Raw genomic sequence first — 26096 nt, forward strand, 5'->3', positions numbered from 1 at the left:
GGGCGGATACCCTGGAACCGTGATTCTCGGCATCGACACCTCGCTCGGCACCGCCGTCGCCGCGATCGCCCGCGACGGGGAAGTGCTCGCCGACGAGCAGAGCGGAAATCCCCTCGGCCACGCGGAGGTGATCGGCGATCTGCTGGTCCGCGCGACCGCCGGAGCGCCCGCCCCCACGCACGTCGCTATCGGCATGGGCCCCGGACCCTTCACCGGGCTGCGGGTGGGCATCGCCACGGCCCGCGTCTACGCCCTCGGGCGCGGGGTGCCGGTCGTGCCCGTGCCGAGCCACGACGGTATCGCCCTCGGTGTCCTCCTCTCCGACGCGTTGACGGGCGGCGATACCGGTCGGTTCGCCGTCGTCACCGATGCACGCCGCAAGGAGTTCGCCTACAGCGTCTACGAGGGCATCGACGACGACGGTCTTCCCGTTCGGGTCTCCGGTGCGCAGCTGAGCCCCCGTGACGACCTCGACGCCCGGCTCGATGCGGCCGGTGCGCGTCGGTACGATGCCACGATCGTGTCGGCCGCGATGATCGCGCTCGCCGCGGCGCGAGCCCTCGACGCCGGCCGCACGCTCGCGGACTCGGAGCCCCTGTACCTGCGCAGCCCCGACGTCGTCGCCGCCCACGCGCCGAAGCGGGTGAGCTGATGGCGACGCGGACCGCCACCGTCGCCGACCTCGACGGGATCATGGCGCTCGAGCACGCCTCGTTCCCGACCGACGCGTGGAGCCCGGCGATGATGCGCGAGGAGCTCGCGTCGCCGCACGGCTGGTACGTCGTCGCCGAAGAGGCAGGGCGGGTCCTCGGCTACGCGGGTCTGCGCGCTGTGCACGGGGCTCGGGATGCCGACATCCAGACCATCACGATCTCCGAGGCCGCGCGGGGTCGGGGGCGGGGCCGAGCCCTGCTGACCGCTCTGCTCGACGAGGCCGCGCGCCGCGGGGTCCACGACGTGTTCCTCGAGGTGCGCGCCGACAATTCCGTCGCACAGAAGCTGTACCTCTCGGAGGGGTTCGCCGAGGTGGGGCGTCGCCCCCGCTACTACCAACCCGACGACGTCGACGCGATCGTCATGCAGCTGAACCTGCGCGGCTGGGTCGCCCGGCGGGCGGAGCCGACGGCCCCCGCATCCGCCTCGACCGAGAGCTCTCCGCCCGTCGACGGCGCGGAGGCGCCGTCCTCCCCGACCACCACCGGAAAGGGCTGGTGCTGATGAACGCGCCTCTCGTGCTCGGCATCGAGACCAGTTGCGACGAGACCGGTATCGGGATCGTGCGCGGTCGACAGCTGCTCAGCAACACGATCGCCTCGAGCATGGACGAGCACGCCCGCTACGGCGGGGTCGTGCCCGAGGTCGCCGCGCGCGCCCACCTCGAGGCTCTGCAGCCCTCGATCGACGCGGCCCTCGCCGAGGCCGGTGTGACCCTCGCGGATCTCGACGCCGTGGCGGTGACGAGCGGGCCGGGCCTGGCGGGTGCCCTGATGGTCGGCGTGGGGGCCGCCAAGGGGCTCGCGGTCGCCCTCGACAAGCCGCTGTACGCCGTCAACCACCTCGTCGGGCACATCGCCGCCGACATCCTCGACGCCGACGCGGGGGAGCTGGAGTACCCGACCGTCGCCCTGCTCGTCAGCGGCGGGCACACCTCGCTCCTGCTGGTGCGCGACCTGACGAGCGACGTCGAGCTCCTCGGCGAGACGATGGACGACGCGGCCGGCGAGGCGTTCGACAAAGTCGCCCGCCTGCTCAAGCTCCCGTACCCCGGTGGCCCCGAGATCGATCGTGCCGCGGCCGAGGGCGACCCGACGGCGATCCGCTTCCCGCGCGGCCTCTCCCGCGCCTCCGACATGGCATCCCACCGCTACGACTTCTCGTTCTCGGGGCTGAAGACAGCCGTGGCGCGCTGGGTCGAGCAGCACGAGGCCGCGGGGGAGCCCGTTCCGGTCGCCGATGTCGCCGCGTCGTTCCGCGAGGCCGTCGTCGATGTGCTCGTGACGAAGGCCCTCGACGCGTGCGCGCGGCACGGCGTGCCGCGTCTGCTGCTCGGCGGTGGCGTGATCGCCAACAAGCGCCTGCGCGATGTCGCTCTCGAGCGTGCGGCGGCCGCCGGGGTCGCCGTGCGCATCCCGCCGCTGCGGCTGTGCACCGACAACGGCGCGATGATCGCTGCGCTCGCGGCGGAGCTCATCTCGTCGGGCCGTCGCCCCTCGACCCTCGCCTTCGGGGCCGATTCGACGCTCCCCGTCACCGAGATCCAGGTGGCGGAGGATCCGGATGCCGAGACCCCGGCGCCGCGCGCGGGAGCCACCCCGTGACCGAGGTGCCACCGCCCACGCGTCGGGCCCGCAAGGAGGACGTCGCCCCCGCGGTCGAGCTGCCTCCCGTGCCACCTCTGCCCGCCGACGTCCGGGCGGCGGGTTCCGAGATGACGACCCCCGACGCGGGTGACGATGACGACGGTCGCCTGCCGACCGCTCAACTCGAGATGGCCGCGTTCGGCGATCATCTGATCCCGTACGCGCCGCCCGTTCCGCCGAAGCCGCCGTCCGTCGCGCCCTGGGGCCTGGGGGTGGCGATCATCGCCCTCGCGGCGGCGCTGTTCACCGGGTGGCTGGTGCCGATCGGTGTCGTCGGGGCGATCCTCGCGACCGTCTCCCTCCGCCGGGCGCACGACAGCCGACGGGTCGCCGTCTGGGCTCTCGCTCTCGCGGTGGTGTCGATCGCGTTCAGCGTCGGATGGTTGATCTGGGGTTTCTCGCAGCTCTTGGTCGGGTGACCCGGGTCGTCAGACGCGGTCGGCCAGGAGGGCGAGCCGCTTCGACCCCACGCGCGTGAGGATGAGCGTGGCGGACGCGTCCCCGCGAAGCGCGAGCTTCTTGCGGAGCACCGCCGGATCCACATCGACACCGCGCTTCTTGATCTCCAGCGTGCCGATGCCCCGGGTGCGGAGGGCCTGAGCGAGTTTCTTCGGGTCGGCCGGCAGCTGCTCGCGCACGCGGAACGACGACACGAACGGGCTCGTCAACGCCGCGTCGGAGGTCAGGTACGCGATGCCGGGCGCGAGCATGCCGGCATCCAGGGCTCGTCCGACCTCGCCGATGAGCCGTGCGCGGATGACGGCGCCGTCGGGCTCGTGGACGAACGCGCCGAGTTCGCGGTCCGCGACGTCGGCGCTGTCGGCCGGGGCGGTGAGCTCCCAGGCGTCTGCGCCCCGCACCACGAGTGCGGCGCGTCGCACGCCCGCGCGGGCGAGGGATCCGGCCCAGAGGACGAGTTCGATGGTCGAGCCGTCGGCGCTGATCCACTGCGCCTCGACGTCGTCGGGGATCTGCGTGCGGTCGAATCCCGGCCCGAGCTTCACCCCACCCGGCTTCGTCTTCAGCAGCTCGAAGACCCATTCGAGAGACGGCGACCACTCGGCGGACGACACCTGTCGCGTCTCGGCGTGCCCCGCGGTGCGGCGCGCGGGATCGAGCCAGACGGCATCCGTCCCGCTCAGGTCGACGTCCTCGGCCCGCGCGTGCTGCACCGTGGCCGCGTCGCCGAAGGGGGCGAGGTTGTAGGCGGCGATCGCGGCGGTCACCTCGTCGGCGTCGACGGCGTGCACCCGGACGCCGAGACCCGCCATCCCGAGGGCGTCCCCGCCGATCCCGCAGCCGAGGTCGGTCACGCGGTCGATCCCCGCGGCGCGAAAGCGACCCGCGTGTCGGGCGGCGATGGACAGGCGCGTGGCCTGTTCGAGGCCGGCCTTCGTGAAGAGCATCCGCTCGGCGAAGGGGCCGAACTTCGCGGCCGCACGGACGCGGAGGCGCGCTTGCCCGACGACGGCCGAGACGAGATCGGGGGAGTGCCCGGCGGCTCGCAGGCGCGACACGGCTCGGGCGACCTCGTCGGTCGAGTCGAGGGCGCCCACCTCGTCGAGGAGGCGCAGGCCCTCGGGTGTGAGCAGGGCGGTCAGCTCGGTGGTGTCCACCGATTCAGCCTAGGCGCGGGTCGTTGCTGGCACTCGCGTTGCGTGAGTGCCAGCGCTTCTCTACACTCGAATTAGCACTCTCCCCGCGTGAGTGCTGACAAGTCTTCTGTAACGAGAAAGAAGAGGTAGACCGTGTCGGTTTCCATCAAGCCGCTCGAGGACCGCATCGTCATCAAGCAGGTCGAGGCTGAGCAGACCACTGCGAGTGGTCTCGTCATCCCCGACACCGCCAAGGAGAAGCCGCAGGAGGGCGAAGTCGTCGCCGTCGGCCCCGGCCGCATCGACGACAACGGCAACCGTGTCCCCCTCGACGTCGCCGTCGGCGACCGCGTGCTCTACAGCAAGTACGGCGGCACCGAGGTCAAGTTCGGCGCCGAGGAGTACCTCGTGCTCTCGGCTCGCGACGTCCTGGCGGTCGTCGTCCGCTGATCGAGTGAGATCGTTCGAAGGCCCCGGATGCCACGGCATCCGGGGCCTTCGTCGTCCCCGGCGCTCATCGGCTCCCTCTGGCAGGAAAGGCGCGATGGTCGGCGGCCCGACGCGCGAGCGGAGCCCTAGGCTGGATCGGTGACCTCCGCTCCCTCCGCTCCGACCGGTGGGAGCACCCGCGGTGCGCTGTACGCCCTCGGCGCCTACCTATTGTGGGGCGTCCTGCCGATCTACTTCCTGCAGCTCAAGCCCACCGGCCCGTTCGAGGTCGTGGCCTGGCGGATCATCCTCGCGTTCGTCTTCTGCCTGCTGCTGTTGACGGTGCTGCGCATGTGGCGGCCGTTCCTCGCGATCGTGCGCCAGCCGCGTCTGATGGGGCTCACCGCGGTGGCTGGCGTGCTCATCTACGTGAACTGGCAGACCTATCTGTTCGGCGCGCTGACCGATCGGGTCATCGAGACGAGCCTGGGCTACTTCATCAACCCGATCGTGACCGTGCTGCTCGGAGTCATCGTGCTGCGCGAGCGGCTTCGCCTCGTGCCGTGGATCGCCATCGGCCTCGCCGTCGTCGCGGTCGCGGTGATCGTCATCGGCTACGGCGCGTTCCCCTGGATCGCGCTGACCCTCGCCTTCTCGTTCGGCTTCTACGGTCTCGTGAAGAAGCAGATCGGGCCGGCGGTGGATGCCGTCAGCGGGCTCACCCTCGAATCGCTCTGGCTCCTGCCGGTCGCCGCCATCCAATTGGTGTTCGTCGCGAACCTCACGGGGATCACCCTGGGCACGGCGGGAACGCTGCACACGGTTCTCCTCCTCTCGGCGGGGGCCGTCACGGCCGTCCCCCTGCTGCTGTTCGCCTCGGGTGCGCGACGCGTGCCTCTCACCGTCATCGGCCTGCTGCAGTTCGTCGCGCCGATCATCCAGTTCGCGATCGGGGTGTGGGTGCTGCACGAGCCCATGACGGTGGAGCGCTGGGTCGGTTTCGCCCTCGTCTGGGCGGCTCTCGCGATCCTCAGCGTCGACTCCGTCGTCGCTTCGCGTCGTCATCGGCGGGCTCCGGTCGATGTCGTCGAGCCCGTGTGACGCCTTTTCCTTCGTTTCTCGGCCCGCAATTGCCGCGCGAAAGTAACGATTAGGTCGCGTAATCGACCGTTAACACATTGCAACATCACGGCTACAAGTGCGCCATTAGGTTTGTCACAATCCGAGCGGGTTATCCGCGCGGTTCCACCTCACCAAGGAGCACCCATATGAGTGTCCTCTCCCGTTCGCGTGCGGCGAAGATCATCGGCGGCTTCGCCGTGGTCGGCGTCACCGCGCTCGTCCTCGCCGGTTGTACCGGCACCAGCACTCCGTCCGACTCCGGCAACGCCGCCGGTGGGGGCGACTTCCCGATCGACTGCAACGCCGCCGAACCCGCCTCGTACACGCCCGAGTACTCGTCGACCTCGACCGGCCCCGCCAAGGACCTCACGTACAACATCGGTACGGCCCTGCCCGTCACGGGTAACCTCGCCTTCCTCGGCCCGCCCGAGATCGCGGGCACCGAGCTCGCGGCATCCGACATCAACGCCGCCAATAAGGGCGTCAACATCAACCTCATCCAGGGCGACTCGGGTGACACCGACAACAAGGCCTACGAGACCGAGATCCCGCGCCTGCTCGGCGCCGGTGCCACGGCCATCGTGGGTGCGGCGTCGTCGGGCACCTCGCTGCAGTTCATCGACCAGGTCATCGCGGCCAACGCCGTTCAGATCTCGCCGGCCAACACCTCGGCGGCCTTCACGGGCTACAACGACAAGGGCCTGTACTGGCGGACTGCTCCCTCGGACGTGCTCCAGGGCGAGGTTCTCGGCAACCTGATCGCCTCCGAGGGCAACGAGACCCTCGGCATGATCGTGCTGAACGACTCGTACGGCACCGGCCTCGCGTGCTTCACCAAGAAGGCGTTCGAGGGCGCGGGCGGATCCGTCGTGGCCACCAGCCTCTACAACACCGGTGACACGAACTTCTCGGCGCAGATCGAGGACGTCCTGGCCCAGAAGCCCGACGCGATCGCCCTGATCACGTTCGACGAGGTCTCGACGATCATCCCCGACCTGACGGCCAGCTTCGCGAAGGACAAGCTGTTCTTCGTCGACGGCAACCTGAAGAACTTCGGCACGCAGTTCCCCAACGGCACCCTCACCGGTGCCAAGGGCACGTACCCCAGCGTCGACCCCGACTCGACGGCGACCTTCCGCAGCACGCTGGATTCGTTCTGGACGGGTAAGGGCAACGCCAAGCTCGAGGACTACACCTACGCCCCCGAGTCGTACGACTCGGTCGTCCTCCTCGCCCTCGCGGCGCTGAAGGCGGGCTCGGCGGCCGGTCCCGACGTGGCCGCGAACATGCAGGCGGTCTCGGGCGGTTCGGGCAACGGCACGAAGTGCACCAGCTACGCCCAGTGCGCCGACATCATCGTCGGCGGCGGCGAAGCCGACTACGACGGCGTCTCGGGCCCGATCACGTTCAACGACGTGGGCGACCCGACGCAGGCCACCATCGGTGTCTTCGAGTACGGCGACGACAACAACTACAGCTGGCTCCGCGCCGGTTGATCGGTTCCCTCTGAGAGGCCCCGGGACTTCGGTCCCGGGGCCTCTTGTCGTGCGCGCAGCGGCGCCGAGGGCCGTTCCCGGGCGTGGGTGGGGTCTGCAGCGGACCCGCGGGCGAGGGGCGGAACGGGGGCGGGACGTCGCGGCATCCGGAAAGGACCCGCGGACGAGGGACGCGCCCATCGGTAGGGCGTCGGGGCTTCCCGGATCGGTCACCGACGGGGGTCGTAGGACGCGGACGGCGCGATCCGGGTTCCGCGGGCTCGACGCCGGTGTCGAGTCGGACGGGCGGGGGAGGGATGCCGGAGCCCGAGGCCGCGACGGACGGACGAGCGCGCCGCTCTTCGGCGGGGCGGGTGGCCGGGTTCACCGCGCGACGGGCGGATGCGCGAGTCGGCTCGTCGACGGAAGCGGATGGCGGAGCCCGCGGCCGCATCGGGTGCACGGGTGCGCTGCTCGTCGGCAGGGGCGGGGGAGCGCAGCCTCACCGAACGAAGAAGGCCCGAGCCCCAGGGGGACTCGGGCCTTCCGGCGGGAGCGCGGCTCAGGTGCCGAGCGTGCCCAGGTACAGACCGATCACGGCCGGGTCGTCCATGAGCTCGCGACCCGTGCCCGTGTAGGCGTCACGGCCCTGGTCGAGCACGTAGCCGCGGTCGCAGATCTGCAGGCAGCGGCGGGCGTTCTGCTCCACCATGATGCAGGTCACGCCGGCCTTGTTGATCTCGGAGACGCGGATGAACGCCTCGTCCTGACGGACGGGAGAGAGACCGGCCGACGGCTCGTCGAGCAGCAGCACCTTCGGGTCCATCATGAGCGCGCGGCCCATGGCGACCATCTGGCGCTCACCGCCCGACAGCGATCCCGCCCGCTGCTTCAGGCGCTTGGCGAGGTCGGGGAAGATGCTCGTGACGAAGTCGACGCGCTCGTTGAACCCCTTCGGCCGCTGGTAGAGACCCATCTGCAGGTTCTCGGCGATCGTGAGGCTCGGGAAGACGTTGTTCGTCTGGGGGACGAACCCGACGCCCTTCGCGACGAGCTTGTTCGCCCGCAGCCCCGTGATCTCCTCGCCCTGCAGCAGGACCGAGCCCGAGCGCACCTTCACCTGACCGAAGATCGCCTTGAGCATCGTGGACTTGCCGGCGCCGTTGGGGCCGATGATGCCGATCAGCTCGCCGGGAGCGGCGGTGAGGTTGGCGCCGTTGAGGATGTTCACGCCCGGCAGGTAGCCGGCGTGAACGTCGCGGAGCTCGACAACGTTGGCGGTCATCGACCGTCCTCCTTCTCGTGCGACGACTCGTTGTCGATCGCGGCGTCGACCTGCTGAGCGGTCTCGAGCAGCTCGGCGGCGGCGGCCGAATCGACCGTCCCCTCGTGGCGACCCGTGACGACGCCGAGGTCGACGTCCTGATGGGCTCCGAGGTAGGCGTCGATCACGGCCTGGTCCTTCATGACGGTGTCGGGCGGTCCCTCGGCGACGATCTTGCCCTCGGCCATCACCACGACCCAGTCGGCGATGTGGCGGACCATGTGCATGTCGTGCTCGACGAAGAGCACGGTCATCCCGAGATCCTTCAGGTCGAGGATGTGGTCGAGCAGCGACTGCGTCAGCGCCGGGTTGACACCGGCCATCGGCTCGTCGAGCATGACCAGCGTCGGGTCGCTCATGAGCGCTCGCGCCATCTCGAGGAGCTTGCGCTGACCGCCCGAGAGCGACGCGGCGAAGTCCGTCTCCTTGGAGTCGAGCTTGAACCGCTTCAGCAGATCGCGCGCCTTCTCGTCGTTGGCGGTCTCCTGCTTGCGCCAGACGAAGGGGAGGATGCTCGAGAGCAGGCTCTCGCCCTTCTGCTTCGTGGCGCCCAGCTTCATGTTCTCGAGCACGGTGAGAAGGCCCAGCGCCTTGGTGAGCTGGAACGTACGGACCTGGCCCATCCGGGCCGCCTTGAACGCGGGGATACCGGCGAGGTTGCGACCGTCGAACGACCACTGGCCGCTGTTGGGCTTGTCGAAACCGGTGAGCAGGTTGAACAGCGTCGTCTTGCCCGCACCGTTGGGCCCGATCAGCGCCGTGATGGCGTTGCGCGGGATCTCGAGGTGCTTCACGTCGACGGCGGTGTTGCCGCCGAAGTCGCGACGGACGTTGTCGGCGACGATGATCGGATCGACTTTGGCGACGCCGGGGGCGATCTCGCCCTTGTGCAGTCCGGTCGCCTTCACCCGTTGCGCGGGAGCGCTGGGCACGACCGGCGTGGACTCATCGGACAAAGGTCATCTCCTTCTTGCTGCCCAGGATTCCCTGGGGGCGGAAGATCACGAGCAGCATGAGCGCGACGCCGACGATGACGAAGACGAGCATCTGGGACTGGTCGGCGGTGAGGAACGGCAGCAGTCCGATCGAGGACAGCGCCGGCAGCAGGTTCGACAGGAACGCGCGCACGACCCAGAACAGCACCGCGCCGAGCACCGGGCCGAAGATCGTCGCGGCCCCACCGAGGAGCAACGCCGTGTAGACGAAGAACGTCTGCGACGTGACGTACACGTTCGGGTTCACGTTCGTGTCCATCGCGGTGATGATGCCGCCCGCCGCGATGATCACGCCGCCGATGACGAGCGCCTGCATCTTGAAGGCGAAGACGTTCTTGCCGAGCGCGCGCACGGCGTCCTCGTCTTCTCGGATGCCGCGGATGACACGACCCCAGGGGCTGCGCATGAGCATCCAGACCAGGAGCACGGCGACCACGACGGCGAGCAGGCCGAGGATGATGACGTACCACCGGTTGGCGTTGTAGGTCCACGGGCCGAAGCCGTAGTCGCCCGCGGGGAGCGGGTTGTTCTCGCCGCGCCAGCCGGACTGGAAGTTGAACAGACCGTCGGCCGAGCCCGTGACGCCACGGAAGGTCGAGGTCAGGAACACCAGACGGAGGATCTCGGCGGCCGCGATCGTGACGATGGCGAGGTAGTCGCCTCGCAGTCGCAGCGTCGGGATGCCCATGATGAGCGCGAACACGACGGCGGCGGCGAAACCGATCAGGGCCGCGATCGGCCACGCGAGACCGAACGTCAGGATCGAGATCGCGAAGCCGTACGCGCCGATGGCCATGAAGCCGGCGACGCCCATGTTGAGGAGGCCGGCGAAGCCGAAGTGCATCGACAGGCCGATGGCGGCGAGGGCGTAACCGAACGTGGCCGGCGCGAGGATCTGCGAGGCCGTGTTGGAGAGGATCTGCAGGAAGTCCATGGTTTACCTACCCGATTCGCTCTCGGCGGCCGAGGATGCCCTGCGGCCGGAAGAGGAGGATGACAATGAGCACGACGAGGGCGCCCACATACTTCATGTCGGAGGGGATCCACAGGGTGGACACCTCGACGAGGAGGCCGACCACGATCGAGCCGATGAGGGCTCCGAACGCGGTACCGAGTCCGCCGAGCACGACGGCGGCGAACATGAGAAGCAGGATGCCGGAACCCATGTCCCAGCGGATGCCGGGGCGGAAGTAGGCCCACAGGACGCCCGCGAGACCGGCCAGCGCCGATGACAGGATCCAGACCATGCGCACGACGTTGTCGACGTCGATGCCGCTCGCAGCGGCCAGCGACGGGTTGTCCGACACCGCGCGCGTGGCGCGACCCAGTCGCGTGCGCGTGAGGAACCACGCGAACGCCGCGATGACGACGATCGAGATGCCCATGCTGGTCAGGTCGGTGACGCTGATGCGGATCGACCCGAGGCCCGGGATGATGTCGCTCGACGCCCCCGGGAGCTGCTGCGTGCCACCACCGATGAAGATCTGGAAGATGTAGCGCAGCGCGAGCGAGAGACCGATCGAGACGATCATGAGCTGGACGATGCCGAGGCCCTTGCGCCGGAGGGGCCGCCAGATCCCGGCATCCATCGCGAGTCCGAAGACCCCCGAGAGGATCACCGCGAGCGGGATGGCGATCCAGATCGACCACCCGGTGCCGGCGCTCAGGAAGAGGGCGGCGATGGCGCCGAAGGTCACCATCTCGCCGTGCGCGAAGTTCGACAGGCCCGTCGTGCCGAACACGAGGGAGAGGCCGATCGCGGCGAGGGCGAGCATGAGGCCGAAGTTCAGGCCGTTCACCGTGCGAGAGAGCAGCTGGTCCATGAAGCCGACCGTCTGACGCTCTGCGGCGCCGAGGGTGAAGTTGCTCGAGACGGTGCTGGAGCTGCCGAACTGCACCTGCCGCTCGAACTCCTGCCCGTCGGGGACGGTGACTCCCGAGGGGAGCGAGTTGCGGTCGAGGTCGACCGTCCACGCCCCCTCTTTCGTGGGGACCTTGATCGTCGCGCGACCGCGCTCGTCCGTTGTGGCCTCGCCGGTGAAGGAACCGTCTGTGGCGGTCACCTTCGCTTGAGCGACGGGCTCACCTTCGGAGCGCACGTTCACCGTGATCGAATAGGGAAGATCCTCATCGTTGACGGCTGCCGTCGATGCCGGGGCGAACCCGAGCACCAGGGCGGCAGCGAAGAGTCCTGACAACAGCGTCAAGATCGAGCGTCGACGGCGAGGCATCCGTGGGGATGCTTGCCGAGTGGTCACGAAACCTCCTGGTCGTTCGACGACGTGGACCGTCGCCGCCCGGACACCGTAGTCCGGGAATATTGCCGCGTTGTTTCCATCGCAGCAGTCGATGCGAGAACGATACCTGGATGCGATGGATTCGCTGTGCGTTGCGCATTTCCGGCGCCGTCGAGAATGCGGAACGGGGGTAGAGGGAAGAGCGCAGGGTGGGGTATACCGCGCGGGCGGGGAAGAAAAGACGCCCCTCCGGCGCTTACACTTTCAGGCGGAGCGCCTCGCACGCGCCCCAGCCGACGACGTCCCTTTTCGAGCAGGCGCCGCGCGCGCAGGAGGATTCATGGAGCAGCACGACCCGTTCGGATTCATCGGACTGACTTACGACGACGTGTTGCTGCTTCCCGGCCACACCGACGTCATCCCGAGCGAGGCCGACACGTCGTCGCGTCTGAGCCGCCGCATCACGGTGGCGACGCCCCTGCTCTCGAGCGCGATGGACACCGTCACCGAAGCGCGCATGGCGATCGCGATCGCGCGCCAGGGCGGTATCGGCATCGTGCACCGCAACCTCTCGATCGAGGACCAGGCCGGCATCGTCGACCAGGTCAAGCGCAGCGAGTCGGGCATGGTCTCGAACCCCATCACCACGAACCCGGATGCCACGGTGGCCGAGGTCGACGCGATGTGCGCGCAGTACCGCATCTCGGGTCTGCCGGTGGTCGACCCCGACGGCGTGCTGGTCGGCATCATCACCAACCGCGACATGCGCTTCGTCTCGGGCTTCGAGCGTCAGACCACCAAGGTCAAGGACGTCATGACCAAGGACGGTCTGATCACCGGGCACGTCGGCATCCACGCCAACGACGTCATCGCGACCTTCGCCAAGCACCGCGTCGAGAAGCTCCCGCTCGTCGACGACGACGGCAAGCTCGCCGGCCTCATCACCATCAAGGACTTCGACAAGAGCGAGAAGTACCCGCTCGCCACCAAGGACGAGCAGGGGCGCCTGCGCGTGGGCGCGGCGATCGGCTTCTTCGGCGACGCGTGGCAGCGCGCCGAGGCCCTGCGCGACGCGGGCGTCGACGTGCTCGTGGTCGACACCGCGAACGGGCAGTCGGCCGGCGTGATCGACATCGTGCGTCGCCTGAAGGCCGACCCCACCTTTGACCACGTCGACGTCATCGGCGGCAACGTCGCGACGCGCGAGGGCGCCCAGGCGCTCATCGACGCGGGGGTGGATGCCGTGAAGGTCGGCGTCGGACCGGGCTCCATCTGCACCACCCGCGTCGTGGCCGGCGTCGGCGTGCCGCAGGTCACCGCGATCTACGAGGCGGCGAAGGCGGCAATCCCCGCGGGCGTGCCCGTGATCGCCGACGGCGGCCTGCAGTACTCGGGCGACATCGCCAAGGCCCTCGTGGCGGGCGCCGACACCGTCATGCTGGGCTCGCTCCTCGCCGGAACCGACGAGTCGCCGGGCGAGATCGTCTTCCAGGGCGGCAAGCAGTTCAAGCAGTACCGCGGGATGGGCTCGCTCGGTGCGCTCCAGACGCGCGGCAAGAAGACCTCGTACTCGAAGGACCGCTACTTCCAGGCCGACGTCCCCAGCGACGACAAGCTGATCCCCGAGGGCATCGAGGGCCAGGTGCCCTACCGCGGCCCCGTGGCGGCCGTGGCCTACCAGCTCATCGGCGGGCTGCGTCAGTCGATGTTCTACGTCGGCGCTCGCACGGTCGAGGAGCTCAAGACCAAGGGCAAGTTCGTCCGCATCACCTCGGCGGGACTCAAGGAGTCGCACCCGCACGACGTGCAGATCGTCGTCGAAGCGCCGAACTACAAGAAGTAGGCGTTCCCCACGAACGGGCCGGGCAGGCGACTGCCCGGCCCGTAGTCGTTTCGCCGCGGCTCCTCGGCGGTAGCGCCCGAAGCCCGGGTGGTCGCTGGGGACACGGCATCCGGATGCCGATAAGCTGGCCGGCTCGCCAGCCGCGGGCCGACGGGGGACTGCCGTGGGCATCCGCACGTCGCCTCCGCCGCCACGAGCGGCCGACCCGGAATTCGCCATGGGATACCTCGACCTCGCCGCCCTCTCGTTCACGCTGCCCGACGGCAGGCCCCTGCTCGACGAGGTGACGTTCCGCGTCGGCGAGGGGGTGACGACCGCTCTGGTCGGTCCCAACGGCGCGGGGAAGACGACGCTGCTGCGCATCATCCGCGGTGACGAGAAGGCGCATGGCGGTGTCGTGTCGATGGGTGGCTCGCTCGGAGTGATGGACCAGTTCGTCGGGCACGGGCGCGACGAAGAGAGCGTCCACGACCTCCTCGTGTCCGTCTCGCCGTCCCGCATCCGGCGTGCGGCGATCGAACTTGAGGCGTCCGAGGACGCCCTCATCGAGCGCGACGACCTCGACACCCAGCTGCGGTATGCCTCGGCGCTCGCCGACTACGCCGACGCGGGCGGCTACGAGCACGAGACGGTCTGGGACACCTGCACGACGGCCGCCCTCGGGCTGCCGTACGAGCGGGCGCGGTTCCGCGACCTGTCGACGCTGTCGGGCGGCGAGCAGAAGAGGCTCGCCCTGGAGGGCCTGCTGCGCGGACCCGACGACGTGCTCCTGCTCGACGAGCCCGACAACTACCTCGACGTGCCCGGCAAGCGCTGGCTCGAGGAGCAGTTGCGAGCCACGGCCAAGACCGTGCTGCTCGTCTCGCACGACCGCGAACTGCTCGCCCGCGCCGCCGACCGCATCGTCACCCTCGAGAGGGGAGCCGCGGGCAGCACCGCGTGGGTGCACGGCGGGGGATTCGGCACGTATGGCGCCGCGCGGGAGGACCGCATGGCCCGCCTGGAGGAACTGCGTCGCCGCTGGGACGAGGAGCACGAGAAGCTGCGCGCGCTGGTCGCCCGCATGAAGGTGGCCGCGGCCGCCAACGACGGCTTCGCCTCGCGCTACCAGGCGGCGGTCACGCGCCTGTCGAAGTTCGAGCAGGCCGGACCGCCCGAGGAGCGCCCGCCCGAGCAGGATCTGCAGCTGCACCTCCGCGGAGCGCGCACGGGCAAGCGCGCGGTGGTGACGGAGCGGCTCGAGCTGTCCGGGCTCATGAAGCCGTTCGACCTCGAGGTGTGGTTCGGCGATCGCGTCGCCGTGCTCGGCTCGAACGGGTCGGGCAAATCCCACTTCCTGCGTCTTCTCGCCGGCGGAGGCACCGACCCCGACGCGCGTCTCGGGCACGTCACCACCGTGGGCGCCGCGCTCGATCGGGTCGCCCACTCCGGTCGCGCCATCCTGGGCGCCCGGGTCGTCCCCGGGTGGTTCGCCCAGACGCATCGGCATCCGGAGTTCGTCGGGAGAACCCTCTTGGACCTGCTTCATCGCGGTGACGACAACCGGGCGGGAATGCCGAGGGATGCCGCGAGCTCGGCGCTCGATCGCTACGGCCTCATCGCGCATGCCCAGCAGGCGTTCGACACGTTGAGCGGCGGGCAGCAGGCGCGGTTCCAGGTGCTGCTGCTGGAGCTCTCGGGCACGACACTCCTGCTGCTCGACGAGCCGACGGACAACCTCGACCTCGCCTCGGCCGAGGCGCTGGAGGACGCGCTGTCGCGGTTCGAGGGCACCGTCCTCGCCGTCACGCACGATCGGTGGTTCGCGCGGTCGTTCGACCGGTTCGTCGTGTTCGGCTCGGACGGGGAGGTGTACGAGGCGGCGGAGCCCGTGTGGGACGAGAAACGGGTCGTGCGGGCGCGGTGACGCGCCGGATGGGCGCGGCTACGCTGTGCGCATGATCCGACGGCGCAGTCACCCGGCGGCGTCGATGTCGGCGCGGCGGACCGAGGCGTTCACCGACGGCGTCTTCGCCATCGCGGCGACGCTGCTCGTGCTGGGGCTCACCGACCAGTCGCTGGGCTCGCCCACCACCGACGACGAACTCGCCCGCGGGCTTCTCGATCTCGCGCACCCGCTGTTCTCGTTCGTCATCAGCTTCCTCATCCTGTGCGTGATGTGGATGACCCACGTGCGGCAGTTCGAGTGGATCGTGCGCATCGACGACACCGGCATGTGGATCAACAACATCCGGCTGCTGCTGGTGGTGCTCGTGCCCTTCACGTCGTCGTTGGACACCTCGCACTCCGACCTGCTGCTGGGGCGCGTTCTGCTCCCTGTGAACTTCTTCCTCGCGATCGTGATGGGGTGGCTGCAGTGGGCCTGGGCCGTGCGCTCGGGCGCGATCGCCGACCTGACGCGGGACGATGCGCGGCGACTGGGCCGCGCGAGCCTCAGCGCGGTCATCCTGAGCGCCGCGGCGATGGTGCTGAGCCCGGTACTCGGCTCGATCGGCTTCCTGCTGTTCGCCTTCGACGGCCTTCTCACGCGACTCCTGCGGGGATCGGACGACCCGTTGTCGCCTCCCTCTGCGTCTGCGGGGGAGTCCGACGCGGCCGACGGCGATGTCGGAGGGCGCGGGTAGGCTGGTCGGGTGACCATGGAGATCGATCTCGGCCGCGCCAAGCGCGCCCGCCGCGCGTACACCTTCGACGACATCGCCGTCGTGCCGTCGCGGCGCACGCGCAACCCCGAAGACGTCTCGACCGCGTGGACCATCGACGCGTTCCCGTTCGAGATCCCGGTGCTCGGTGCGCCCATGGACTCCGTGGTCAGCCCGCGCACCGCGATCGAGCTCGGGCGCCTGGGTGGGCTCGGCGTCCTCGACCTCGAGGGCCTGTGGACGCGCTACGACGACCCCGAGCCGCTGCTGGCCGAGATCGCGACGCTGCCCGAGGCCGACGCCACGCGCCGCATGCAGCAGCTGTACTCCGAGCCGATCAAACCCGAGCTCGTGCGCGACCGCCTCGCCGAGGTGCGCGCCGCGGGCGTCACCGTCGCCGGGGCCCTCACCCCGCAGCGCACGAACGACCTGTACGAGACCGTCGTCGCCGCGGGCGTCGACCTCTTCGTCATCCGCGGCACCACCGTGTCGGCGGAGCACGTGTCGAAGGTGGCCGAGCCCCTCAATCTCAAGAAGTTCATCTACGACCTCGACGTCCCCGTCATCGTGGGCGGCGCCGCCACCTACACGGCGGCCCTCCACCTCATGCGCACCGGTGCCGCGGGCGTGCTGGTCGGCTTCGGCGGCGGCGCCGCCTCGACGACGCGCGCAACCCTCGGGCTGCACGCGCCCATGGCGACGGCCGTGGCCGACGTGGCCGGGGCCCGACGCGACTACCTCGACGAGTCGGGCGGACGCTACGTGCACGTCATCGCCGACGGCGGCGTGGGCACCTCGGGTGACATCGTGAAGGCCCTCGCCATGGGTGCCGACGCCGTCATGCTCGGTGTCGCGCTGGCCCGCGCCACCGACGCCCCCGGGCGCGGGTACCACTGGGGTCCCGAGGCCCACCACCCCGAGCTTCCCCGCGGGCGCCGGGTCGAGGTCGACCGCGTGGGTCCTCTCGAGCAGGTCCTCTACGGCCCCGCCCCCGTCGCAGACGGCACCGCCAACCTCATCGGTGCGCTCAAGAAGTCGATGGCCACCACCGGATACTCCGACCTCAAGGAGTTCCAGCGCGTCGAGGTCGTCGTCGCCCCCTACGGGCACTGACCCCGAAAGCCCCATGACCTCCACCCCCACGACCGAGCCGGCACCGCCGCAGATCTTCCCGCCGACGCTGCGCGAGGTCATGCTGCGGCCGCGCTGGATCGCGCTCCTCGCGTTCTCGCTCGTCGTCGCGGGCGTGCTCGCCTGGCTCGGGCAGTGGCAGCTCGGACGCGCGGTCGACACCTCCCCTCCCGAGCCGGGGCTGACCGAGGTCGTGCAACCTCTCGCCGACGTCGTGAAGCCCGGCGACTACCTGCCGGAACCTCTCGTCGGTCAGCGGGTCGAGACGAGCGGCACGTGGGTGGCATCCGATTTCATCGTCGTCTCGTCCCGCTTCAACAACGACGTGCAGGGCTACTGGGTGACCGGTCAGCTGCGCGTTTCGAGGACGACCACACCGACGTCGATCGCCGTCGCGACCGGATGGACGAGCAGCCTCGATGAGGCCAACGCCGCCGCCGACGAGCTGCGCGCCCAGGCCGAAGCGGACCCGACAGCGGTCGTGGACGTGACGGGACGACTCATCTCCGACGAAGGGGCGTCGATACCGCCGGCGAATGCCGACCCCCTCACCCTCGTGAAGATGTCGCCCGCCATGCTGCTGGGCCGGTGGCACGACACCCAGAACCTCGACGTCTACCGCCAGTACATCGCCTCGCAGACGCCGATCGGCCCCCTCGACGCCATCGCCTCCCCGGCGCCCGACGAACGCTCGCGGGTCAACTGGCTGAACATCTTCTACGCCGCCGAGTGGGCCATCTTCGCCGGCTTCGCGCTCTACCTCTGGTACCGCCTCGCGCGCGACGCGTGGGAGAAGGAAGTCGAGGATCTCGAGGACGAACAGGCCGAGGCCGTCGCGGAAAGCTCCGCGTCGAGCAGTCCGGCGGGAGCCGCGGAATCCCGCGACTAGACTGGCCTCCATGCCCCGCGCCCCCAAGCTCGCCTCTTTCCCGGCGATCCGCGGAGCCCTGAAGTTCTACCAGATCTGCTCGATCATCACGGGTGTCGGCCTGCTTCTGCTGGTCGCCGAGATGATCCTGAAGTACACGCCCATTCACGTGGAGCTGTTCCTCGGCGGATCCGGTGGCTTCCTGTGGTTCGCGGATGCCGTGCCCGGCCCCGACTGCCAGTGGTTCTCGCTCTTCGTTCCGGGCGGCAACGGGTGTTCGATCTTGTCGACCGGCGACGGTGTGAACATCTCGCTGGCGATCCTGGTGGTCCACGGCTGGTTCTACGTCGTCTACCTCATCTCGTGCTTCCGCGTGTGGAGCCTCATGCGGTGGCCGTTCCGTCGGTTCGTCTTCCTCGCCCTCGGTGGCGTGGTGCCGTTCCTCTCCTTCATCCTCGAGGTGCGCACCGCCCGTCGCGTGCGCGCCTACCTCGCCGAGCGTGAGGCCGCGAAGGCCTCCGCTCCCGTTCCCGCCCCGGAAGGCAACCGGTGACCGAACAGACCGAAACGTCCCAGCGCCCCGTCCTCGTCGTCGACTTCGGCGCCCAGTACGCTCAGCTGATCGCGCGCCGCGTGCGCGAGGCCGGCGTGTACAGCGAGATCGTCCCGCACACCGCATCGGCGGAAGAGATCGCGGCGAAGAACCCCGTGGGCATCATCCTGTCGGGTGGCCCCTCGTCGGTGTACGAAGAGGGAGCCCCGAGCCTCGACTCCGGCGTCTTCGACCTCGACGTCCCGACCCTCGGCATCTGCTACGGCTTCCAGGTCATGGCGAAAGCACTCGGCGGAGAGGTGGCGAACACGGGCCTCCGCGAGTACGGAGCGACGGATGCCACGGTCGTCACCGAGGGCACGCTGCTGGAGGGTCAGCCCGCCGAGCAGAACGTGTGGATGAGCCACGGCGACCAGGTCTCGCGCGCCCCCGAGGGCTTCGAGGTTCTCGCCCGCACGGCGCACACCCCCGTCGCCGCGTTCGCGAACGACGCGCGCCGCATGTACGGCGTGCAGTGGCACCCCGAGGTCAAGCACTCCGACCACGGTCAGCACGTGCTCGAGAACTTCCTTCACAAGGCTGCAGGACTCCCGGCCGACTGGAACAGCGGAAACGTCATCGCCGAGCAGGTGGAGCGCATCCGCCAGCAGGTCGGCAGCAGCCGGGTCATCTCGGCGCTGTCCGGCGGCGTCGACTCCGCCGTGTCGACCGCTCTCGTCCACGAGGCCGTCGGCGACCAGCTCATCGCCGTGTTCGTCGACCACGGGCTGCTCCGCCAGGGCGAGCGCGAACAGGTCGAGAACGACTACGTCGCCTCGACCGGCGTGAAGCTCATCACCGTCGACGCGCGCGAGACGTTCCTGAACGCCCTCGCCGGTGTCAGCGACCCCGAGCAGAAGCGCAAGATCATCGGCCGCGAGTTCATCCGCGCGTTCGAGAAGGTGCAGGCCGACCTCGTCGCCGAGGCGAAGGCCGAGGGCGAGCAGGTGCGCTTCCTCGTGCAGGGAACCCTCTACCCCGACGTCGTCGAATCGGGCGGCGGAGCCGGTACCGCCAACATCAAGAGCCACCACAACGTCGGTGGCCTGCCCGAAGACCTGCAGTTCGAGCTCGTCGAGCCGCTGCGCACCCTCTTCAAGGACGAGGTGCGCGCCATCGGGCGCGAACTCGGACTGCCCGAAGCGATCGTCGGCCGCCAGCCCTTTCCGGGGCCCGGCCTTGGCATCCGCATCGTGGGTGAGGTCACCGCTGACCGTCTCGAGATCCTGCGTGAGGCCGACGCCATCGCGCGCGCCGAGCTGACCAAGGCCGGCCTCGACAACGAGATCTGGCAGTGCCCCGTCGTGCTGCTCGCCGACGTGCGCTCGGTCGGCGTGCAGGGCGACGGCCGCACCTACGGCCACCCCATCGTGCTGCGCCCCGTTTCGAGCGAAGACGCGATGACCGCCGACTGGACGCGCCTGCCCTACGACGTGCTGTCGAAGATCTCGAACCGCATCACCAACGAAGTACGCGACGTCAACCGCGTGGTTCTCGACGTGACGTCGAAGCCGCCGGGGACGATCGAGTGGGAGTGAGCATCTAGCCTGCTCCCGCGCCGACGTCGTCGGCCGGCTCCGGGGCACCGCCTTCGGGTCGAGAGCGGGGCCCCTACCCCGATCGACCCGAAGACGGTGCCCCTTCGCCGTCCGGCGCCGGCGGCGCGCTGTCTGGACGCGGAGGTAGGGGGAGGGCCCCGACCCCGATCGACTCAGGAGGGCGTGCCACTTCGCCTCGCGTGCGCGGCGAGGTGCGCGCTCCGCCTGCCCGGGCTGTGGGGATCGGGGCGGGATTTCTCGTTCGGGGCGAAAGAAATGCGCCCCGAACGACGGGATGCGCCCCGAACCACGTTCATAGGTGGCCCCGGGGCCACGCTCGGCGCCCCGGCGAGGTCGGCAACTGCATGGGCGGCGCCCCGGGGCCACCGCCCGCGCCCCGATGCGCACGTCGGGGCGACCGCGGCTCCGGCATGCCGCGGGGCGCGCGGCGGGTGGGGGAAGATGAGGGCGTGACTTCCGGCGACTTCCCCGACGCGTGGTACCTCATCCTGTCGAGCCGGCTGATCCCCGACCTCGACGGCGGATACACGATCGCGACCCTCGCGCGTGCGCGACAGATGGCGGATGCCGGTGCGGAACCGCTGCTGCTGACCGTCGACCCCGGTGACGCCGACGCCCACTCCGCGCAGCGCGCGACCTTCGTCGAGCGGGGGGCGGCCTCGGCATCCGGAATCTTTCGCAACCTGTTCGACGAGGCCGTCGACGCCGACGGGGGAGCCGCGGGATGGCTGCGCGAAGTGGCGCACGCGGGCGACGCCGATCCGGCGCTCGAGTACCGGAGCGTGGCCGGGGGAGCGGTCGAGCTGCCCGTGGTCATCGACCCTGACTGGCACCTCACGACCGCGCCGATCGTGATCCGGGATGCCGCGGGCGAAGCCGTCGGCGTGATCGACGGATTCGGGGCGCTGTACCGCGCGTGGCTGACCGACCTGGCCGATCGGCTCCGCGCCGAGAACGACCGACCCATCGTCGTCATCTGCGAGTCCAGGCAGCTCGGCGAGCTCATCGCGGGCTGGGGCGACGACGCCGTGCGGATCGTGCACACCGTGCACACGATCCATCTCGAGCCGCCGTTCCAGGCCGACTCCGAGCTGAACCCTCTGTGGACGCGATGGTTCGAGATCTCACCGCGATTCGACGCCGTGCTGTGGCCGACCGCGTACCAACGCGACGACGTGCGGGCGCGCTTCGGCACTGCCGCGAACGACGTGGTCGCACCGCACGGGGTGGAGGCTTCGGATGCCGTGGTGCCGGCGTCGCAGCGCGAGAGTGGCCTTGTCGTGGTGCTGGGGCGGCTCGCCCCCGGCAAACGGCTCGACCGGGCGATCGAGGCCTTCGCGCGCGTTCTCGCCGACGTGCCGGACGCCCGACTCGAGCTCTGGGGCGAGGGGGCGCAGCGCGGGGCGCTCGAGGCCCTCGTCGCCGAGCGCGGACTCGAGCACGCCGTCTCGCTGCCCGGGCTGACCACCGACCCGGGCGCCGTGCTCGACCGTGCGGCGGTGTACCTCACGACGTCCGCCTTCGAGGGGCAGGGGCTCGCCCTCGCCGAAGCGCTCGCGCACGGCACGCCGGTGGTGGCGTGGGACATCCGGTACGGCCCGCGCGACATGCTCGCGTCGGGTGGGGGCATCCTGGTTCCGGACGGTGATGACGACGCTCTGGTCGACGCGCTGCGGAGGGTGCTCACGGACGACGGGCTGCGCGAGAGTCTCACGGCCGAGGCGCGGCACGCGGCGGAGGCCGTGGGCCCGGCGCGCGCGATGCGCACGCTCGCCGCGGCCGCACGCGAGGTGCTGGGGAGGCCGCGCCGGCGCTGACGCCGGGCGCCCGCGACAGCCGCGCGACCTTGCGCACCGCGTTGCCGCATCGGCCGGAGAGCCGCGGTACGCCGGGCAGCACCCACTCGGCGCCCACGCCCCCGACACGATCGATGGGGAAAGTGCCTCCACCGGGCCGTCGATGGAGGGCGGCGCGTCCGCTCCGACCGACATGGTCCGCGCCGGCTCAGCCGCGCGCGACCGTCCGCACCGCATCCGCCGCATCCGCCGGAGAGCCGCGGAAGGCCGGACCGTGGCCGGGCAGGACCCAGTCGGCATCCAGTCCCGCGATGCGATCGAGCGAGGCGAGCGCCTCGGTCGGGTCGTCGGTGAAGGGCGCGGGTCCGGGTCCGGTGCGACCGGTGAGGACGTGGCGCGTCGTAAGGGCGTCGCCGACGAACACGGCGCGCACCGCGGGGGAGAAGACCGCGACGCTGCCGGGGGAGTGGCCGGGCATGCCGACGATGCGGGGGCTCCCGGGCAGGTCGAGGGTCTCGCCGTCGGCGACCTCGCGCACCTCGGTCAGCCACTGCGGGCGCATGCCCTTGCGGATGCCGAAGGCGGCGAAGCGCAGCAGCGGGCCGAGGCGGAACGGGCCCATCGCACTCTTGGGCTTGTCGCCGCCGCGGGCGCGATCGGCGTCGGCCGCGTGCACGAAGACGGGCACGCCGCGCTCGCGGCGGAGGCGCTCGGCGAAGCCCACGTGGTCGCTGTCGCCGTGGGTGAGGATGACGCCGCGGATGTCGTCGAGCGACCGGTCGATCGCGTCCACCTCCGCGCGAAGGTCGGCGTACATGCCGGGGAGGCCGGCGTCGACGAGGGTGATGCCCTCGGGGGCGACGATGAGGTACGAGGCGACGATGTCGTTGCCGATGCGGTGGAGCGATGGCGCGAGTCTCACGGGGTGCCTTTCTGGATGGCTATGACAATTAGCCATGATAGCTTATATCCGTAGCCATGAGGAGGGTTCGTGCCCACACCGGAGAGAACGTCGCTCGAGGAGATCGTCGAGGCGGCCGCGCGACTGCTCGAAGAGGGCGGACCCGGCGCCGTGACGATGCAGGCCGTCGCTCAGGCGGTCGGGGTCAAGGCTCCCTCGCTGTACAAGAGGGTGCGCGACCGCGAGGCCCTGCTCGGGCTCGTCGGAGCGGCCGCGGCCGACGACCTGACGGCACGGCTCGAGGCGGCATCCGGAGGCCTAGACGACCTACTGGTCGCCTTCCGCGCGTTCGGGCGCGGCCGGCCCGAGGCGTTCCGCCTGCTGTTCACGACGGTGGTCGATGCCGACCGGCTCGCTGCCACGAGCGCCCCGGTGCTGCGCGCGACGACCATCGCCGTGGGCGAGGCTCATGCGCTCGAAGCGGCGAGGCTGCTCACCGCGTGGGCGACCGGGTTCGTGACGATGGAGCTCGCCGGGGCCTTCCGTCTCGGCGGCGACATCGACGAGGCGTACCGCTACGGCCGGCGCCACCTGGTCGCTTCGCTCACGCCGGATCAGGGGGCGGAGCGGCCGGCCCAGGGGTCGTAGTCGGCGATCAGATCTTCTTGGGCCGGGCGCTCGGCATCCGGAACGTGCTGGAGGTTCACGCGGACCCGGTACCAGAGCGAGCTCGACCCGCGCATGGCGTCGACGAGGACATCGGCGGGGTGAAGCTGCGATGTCGCTTCCGGATGCCGCTGCTTCCACGTCTCGAGAGCGTCGAGGGCCTCGGGCTTGGTCTTGGTGCGCGCGACCTCGACGAGCGGCATCGTCGAGGCGCGGCGTCCGGAACCGTCGGATTCCCGCGGAGGCTTCTCGGCGGGGCCGAGCTGTTTCGCCAGGGACAAAAGGGCGTCGAGAGACCCCGCGGCGTCGTCGATGCCCGCGTGCGGGTCTCCGATGCTGCGGAACCGGTCGGGCACCGTGAGCACGGTGAACTCCTCGGGGCGACGGTCGCGGACCTCGTCCCATGTGAGGGGAGTCGAGACGCGGGCATCGGGCAGCGCGCGGATCGAGTACGCCGAGGCGACCGTGCGGTCCTTGGCGTTCTGGTTGAAGTCCACGAACACGCTCTCGCCGCGCTCCTCCTTCCACCAGCGGGCGGTCGCGAGTCCCGGCGCGCGGTTCTCGACCTCGCGCGCGAGCGTTTCGGCGGCGAGACGGACGTCGGTGTAGTCCCACTCGGGGCGGATGCGCACGAGGATGTGGAGGCCGCGCGAGCCCGAGGTCTTGGGCCAGCCGACGAGACCGTGGTCTTCGAGCACATCGCGGGCGATGAACGCGACGTCGACGATCTGCGACCAATCCACGCCGGGCATCGGGTCGAGGTCGACCCGCAGCTCGTCGGGGTGGTCGAGGTCTTCGGCGCGGACGGGATGCGGGTTCAGGTCGAGGCAGCCGAGGTTGACGACCCAGGCCAGGCCCGCGGCATCCCGGATCACCGTCTCTTCGGCGGAGGTGCCCGAGGCGTAGCGCAGGGTCGCGGTGTCGACGAAGTCGGGGTGGTTCTCGGGGACGCGCTTCTGGAAGAACGGCTCCTGGTGGAGACCCTTCGAGAAGCGCTTGAGCACCATCGGTCGACCGCCCGCTCCGCGCAGGGCGCCCTCAGCGACCGAGAGGTAGTACCGCACGAGGTCGAGCTTGGTCAGCCCCGGCTCGGCGAAGACGACGCGGTCGGGGCTCGTGATGCGCACCTCGTGGCCGTCGACATCCATGATCTCGGGCGGCGTCTTCGCGGGACTCATGGCGCGAGGCTAGCGCCGCGGCATCCGGGATTCGCACCCCTTGCGGGCGGAGTGCGGGGGTGTGGCCTGCACGACGAAGGGCCGCCCCGAAACGGGACGGCCCTTCGTGTACGGCGAGTGCGTCAGTTGTTGCCGCGCAGGATCGCGATCATGCGCAGGATCTCGACGTACAGCCACACGACGGTGACCATGATGCCGAAGGCGCCGACCCAGCCGTAGACCCGGGCAGCCCCGTTGCGGACGCCGCGCTGGATCTGGTCGAAGTCGAGCACCAGCGAGTACGCGGCCATGATGACTACGAGCACGCCGATGATGACACCGAGTGGGATGCCGAGGATCTTAATCTCGCTGTAGAGGCCGAACGCGCCACCGGCGATCGGGGCGTTGAAGAGCATCAGACCGAGGTTGACCAGGCTGAACACCAGGTAGCCGACCATCGCGATCATGAAGATCTTGGTGGCGCGGGCCGAGGCGCGGATCTTGCCGCTGGCGAACAACGCGAGCGTCACGCCGACGACCGATAGGGTCGCCAGCGTCGCCTGCAGCACGATCCCGGGGAAGATGAACTCGAAGAAGGCCGAGATGCCACCGACGAAGAGACCCTCGAACGCCGCGTAGGCGATGAAGACGGGGACGGAGGGCTTCTTCTTGAATGTCGCGACCATCGCCAGGACGAAGCCGACGAGACCGCCGACGATCATGGGGGCGGCGCTCGGGTTCGGGTTGGCGGCGCTGACGCCGGCCATCGACCAGATCCAGCCGACGACGGCGGTCACGACGAGGATGCCGAACAGCGCGAGGGTCTTCATGACGGTGTCTTCGACCGTCATGCGACCGGTCTCGACGGCGCTCGCCGACGGGGCGGCGTACGCGCCTTCGATCGAGGCGGCGGCGGCGGGATCGACGGCCGGGGGCGGGCTGTAGCGCGTGTTAGCGCCACCGGCTCGAGGGTCCTGGAACGCCGGGTTGTTGAATGCCGGGTTGTTGAGGGCCACGGGAACTCACACTCCAAAGATGGTGATCACAGCACCGTGCTGTCAGACAACACTAGCCGAGCGGGGCGGTGGATTCCTTGTGCTGACTGGGATTCTGCTCTGAGCGCACTCGCTGTTCACCCGGTGCCGTTAGCGTGTCGAGGTGCCTCTCGTCATCGGTCATCGCGGTGCGCCCGGGTACCTGCCCGAGCACTCTCGCAGCTCGTATCTGCGGGCGATCGCGGAGGGGGTGGATGCCGTCGAGCCCGACGTCGTCCCCTCGAAGGACGGCGTGCTGGTCGTGCGGCACGAGAACGAGATCTCGGGCACCACGGACGTGGCGACGCGACCGGCGTTCGCCGGGCGACGAACCTCGAAGGTCGTCGACGGCGAGCATCTGACCGGCTGG

The 26096-nt window shown here is 70.1% G+C and carries 25 protein-coding genes; 17 read left to right on the forward strand and 8 right to left on the reverse strand.

Annotated elements, in window-relative coordinates; translation table 11 throughout:
* The first annotated feature begins 19 nt into the window (after positions 1 to 19).
* From tsaB to ASE56_RS06425, 4 genes are read left to right on the forward strand one after another with little or no spacing between them, the layout of a single operon-like run.
* Positions 20 to 652, forward strand: a complete 633-nt coding sequence (tsaB, locus tag ASE56_RS06410) for a tRNA (adenosine(37)-N6)-threonylcarbamoyltransferase complex dimerization subunit type 1 TsaB (protein WP_056226451.1) — start codon at positions 20 to 22, stop codon at positions 650 to 652.
* Positions 652 to 1218 carry a ribosomal protein S18-alanine N-acetyltransferase gene (gene rimI, locus ASE56_RS17695; RefSeq protein ID WP_082450332.1) on the forward strand — a complete coding sequence of 189 codons (567 nt, stop codon included), beginning with the start codon at positions 652 to 654 and terminating at the stop codon, positions 1216 to 1218. The genes tsaB and rimI overlap by 1 nt, the downstream gene beginning before the upstream one ends.
* Complete coding sequence (gene tsaD, locus ASE56_RS06420; protein WP_056228327.1) at positions 1218 to 2318, forward strand: tRNA (adenosine(37)-N6)-threonylcarbamoyltransferase complex transferase subunit TsaD; 1101 nt, start codon at positions 1218 to 1220, stop codon at positions 2316 to 2318. Before rimI ends, tsaD begins: the two co-directional genes overlap by 1 nt.
* Complete coding sequence (locus tag ASE56_RS06425; protein WP_056226453.1) at positions 2315 to 2779, forward strand: hypothetical protein; 465 nt, start codon at positions 2315 to 2317, stop codon at positions 2777 to 2779. The genes tsaD and ASE56_RS06425 overlap by 4 nt, the downstream gene beginning before the upstream one ends.
* Positions 2780 to 2788: 9 nt before the next feature.
* On the opposite strand, the gene ASE56_RS06430 is transcribed toward ASE56_RS06425, so the two are convergent.
* Positions 2789 to 3976 (reverse strand): class I SAM-dependent methyltransferase, encoded by a 1188-nt coding sequence (locus ASE56_RS06430; RefSeq protein ID WP_056226456.1) that lies wholly within the window; start codon positions 3974 to 3976, stop codon positions 2789 to 2791.
* Between the two features lie 132 nt (positions 3977 to 4108).
* Here ASE56_RS06430 and groES point away from each other — a divergent pair, with 132 nt between their 5' ends.
* The 3 genes from groES (at position 4109) to ASE56_RS06445 (ending at position 7002) form a co-directional block, all read left to right on the forward strand.
* On the forward strand, positions 4109 to 4405 hold the full coding sequence (gene groES, locus ASE56_RS06435; RefSeq protein WP_013583903.1) for a co-chaperone GroES: 297 nt from the start codon (positions 4109 to 4111) through the stop codon (positions 4403 to 4405).
* Positions 4406 to 4543: 138 nt separating this feature from the next.
* On the forward strand, positions 4544 to 5485 hold the full coding sequence (rarD, locus tag ASE56_RS06440) for an EamA family transporter RarD (protein ID WP_056226459.1): 942 nt from the start codon (positions 4544 to 4546) through the stop codon (positions 5483 to 5485).
* Between the two features lie 167 nt (positions 5486 to 5652).
* Positions 5653 to 7002 carry an ABC transporter substrate-binding protein gene (locus ASE56_RS06445; RefSeq protein WP_056226462.1) on the forward strand — a complete coding sequence of 450 codons (1350 nt, stop codon included), beginning with the start codon at positions 5653 to 5655 and terminating at the stop codon, positions 7000 to 7002.
* A 541-nt stretch (positions 7003 to 7543) separates the two neighbouring features.
* Here the strand turns inward: ASE56_RS06445 and ASE56_RS06450 are convergent.
* Genes ASE56_RS06450 through ASE56_RS06465 form a run of 4 tightly spaced genes read right to left on the reverse strand, consistent with a single transcriptional unit; the run spans position 7544 to position 11531 of the window.
* Positions 7544 to 8266, reverse strand: a complete 723-nt coding sequence (locus ASE56_RS06450) for an ABC transporter ATP-binding protein (RefSeq protein ID WP_056226465.1) — start codon at positions 8264 to 8266, stop codon at positions 7544 to 7546.
* Entirely contained in the window at positions 8263 to 9213 is a 951-nt protein-coding gene (locus ASE56_RS06455) for an ABC transporter ATP-binding protein (RefSeq protein WP_235556969.1), read from the reverse strand. Before ASE56_RS06455 ends, ASE56_RS06450 begins: the two co-directional genes overlap by 4 nt.
* A gap of 37 nt (positions 9214 to 9250) precedes the next feature.
* Positions 9251 to 10234: a branched-chain amino acid ABC transporter permease gene (locus tag ASE56_RS06460; protein WP_056226471.1), complete on the reverse strand. Its 984-nt coding sequence runs from the start codon at positions 10232 to 10234 to the stop codon at positions 9251 to 9253.
* Positions 10235 to 10241: 7 nt separating this feature from the next.
* Complete coding sequence (locus ASE56_RS06465; RefSeq protein ID WP_081349859.1) at positions 10242 to 11531, reverse strand: branched-chain amino acid ABC transporter permease; 1290 nt, start codon at positions 11529 to 11531, stop codon at positions 10242 to 10244.
* A gap of 346 nt (positions 11532 to 11877) precedes the next feature.
* On the opposite strand from ASE56_RS06465, the gene guaB reads away from it, so the two are divergent.
* The 8 genes from guaB to ASE56_RS06505 all read left to right on the forward strand — a co-directional run bounded on the left by guaB (position 11878) and on the right by ASE56_RS06505 (position 21989).
* A complete protein-coding gene (guaB, locus tag ASE56_RS06470) occupies positions 11878 to 13380 on the forward strand; it encodes an IMP dehydrogenase (RefSeq protein WP_056226477.1) in 1503 nt (500 codons plus the stop codon).
* A 217-nt stretch (positions 13381 to 13597) separates the two neighbouring features.
* Positions 13598 to 15286 carry an ABC-F family ATP-binding cassette domain-containing protein gene (locus ASE56_RS06475; protein WP_056226480.1) on the forward strand — a complete coding sequence of 563 codons (1689 nt, stop codon included), beginning with the start codon at positions 13598 to 13600 and terminating at the stop codon, positions 15284 to 15286.
* Between the two features lie 31 nt (positions 15287 to 15317).
* Entirely contained in the window at positions 15318 to 16004 is a 687-nt protein-coding gene (locus ASE56_RS06480; RefSeq protein ID WP_056226483.1) for a TMEM175 family protein, read from the forward strand.
* A gap of 15 nt (positions 16005 to 16019) precedes the next feature.
* A complete protein-coding gene (locus tag ASE56_RS06485) occupies positions 16020 to 17135 on the forward strand; it encodes a GuaB3 family IMP dehydrogenase-related protein (RefSeq protein WP_056226486.1) in 1116 nt (371 codons plus the stop codon).
* Between the two features lie 13 nt (positions 17136 to 17148).
* Positions 17149 to 18042, forward strand: a complete 894-nt coding sequence (locus ASE56_RS06490) for an SURF1 family protein (RefSeq protein WP_056226489.1) — start codon at positions 17149 to 17151, stop codon at positions 18040 to 18042.
* Between the two features lie 10 nt (positions 18043 to 18052).
* Positions 18053 to 18574, forward strand: coding sequence for a DUF3817 domain-containing protein (locus ASE56_RS06495; protein WP_056226492.1), 522 nt, complete (start codon positions 18053 to 18055; stop codon positions 18572 to 18574).
* Positions 18571 to 20151, forward strand: coding sequence for a glutamine-hydrolyzing GMP synthase (guaA, locus tag ASE56_RS06500; RefSeq protein WP_056226495.1), 1581 nt, complete (start codon positions 18571 to 18573; stop codon positions 20149 to 20151). The genes ASE56_RS06495 and guaA overlap by 4 nt, the downstream gene beginning before the upstream one ends.
* A 470-nt stretch (positions 20152 to 20621) precedes the next feature.
* Positions 20622 to 21989, forward strand: coding sequence for a glycosyltransferase (locus ASE56_RS06505; protein WP_235556939.1), 1368 nt, complete (start codon positions 20622 to 20624; stop codon positions 21987 to 21989).
* A gap of 187 nt (positions 21990 to 22176) precedes the next feature.
* On the opposite strand, the gene ASE56_RS06510 is transcribed toward ASE56_RS06505, so the two are convergent.
* A complete protein-coding gene (locus tag ASE56_RS06510; RefSeq protein ID WP_056226501.1) occupies positions 22177 to 22890 on the reverse strand; it encodes an MBL fold metallo-hydrolase in 714 nt (237 codons plus the stop codon).
* Positions 22891 to 22959: 69 nt separating this feature from the next.
* Between ASE56_RS06510 and ASE56_RS06515 the strand changes: the two genes are divergently transcribed.
* Entirely contained in the window at positions 22960 to 23517 is a 558-nt protein-coding gene (locus ASE56_RS06515; protein ID WP_056226505.1) for a TetR/AcrR family transcriptional regulator, read from the forward strand.
* On the opposite strand, the gene ligD is transcribed toward ASE56_RS06515, so the two are convergent.
* Both ligD and ASE56_RS06525 read right to left on the reverse strand, forming a co-directional pair.
* Positions 23484 to 24713 carry a non-homologous end-joining DNA ligase gene (ligD, locus tag ASE56_RS06520; RefSeq protein WP_056226508.1) on the reverse strand — a complete coding sequence of 410 codons (1230 nt, stop codon included), beginning with the start codon at positions 24711 to 24713 and terminating at the stop codon, positions 23484 to 23486. The genes ASE56_RS06515 and ligD overlap by 34 nt on opposite strands.
* Positions 24714 to 24835: 122 nt before the next feature.
* Complete coding sequence (locus tag ASE56_RS06525; protein WP_056226511.1) at positions 24836 to 25708, reverse strand: Bax inhibitor-1/YccA family protein; 873 nt, start codon at positions 25706 to 25708, stop codon at positions 24836 to 24838.
* A 142-nt stretch (positions 25709 to 25850) separates the two neighbouring features.
* On the opposite strand from ASE56_RS06525, the gene ASE56_RS17700 reads away from it, so the two are divergent.
* Positions 25851 to 26096: glycerophosphodiester phosphodiesterase family protein (locus tag ASE56_RS17700; RefSeq protein WP_268768210.1), on the forward strand; the 246-nt coding region annotated here is incomplete at its 3' end.

It is taken from the genome of Microbacterium sp. Leaf203, from assembly GCF_001421275.1.
Lineage (GTDB): Bacteria > Actinomycetota > Actinomycetes > Actinomycetales > Microbacteriaceae > Microbacterium > Microbacterium testaceum_A.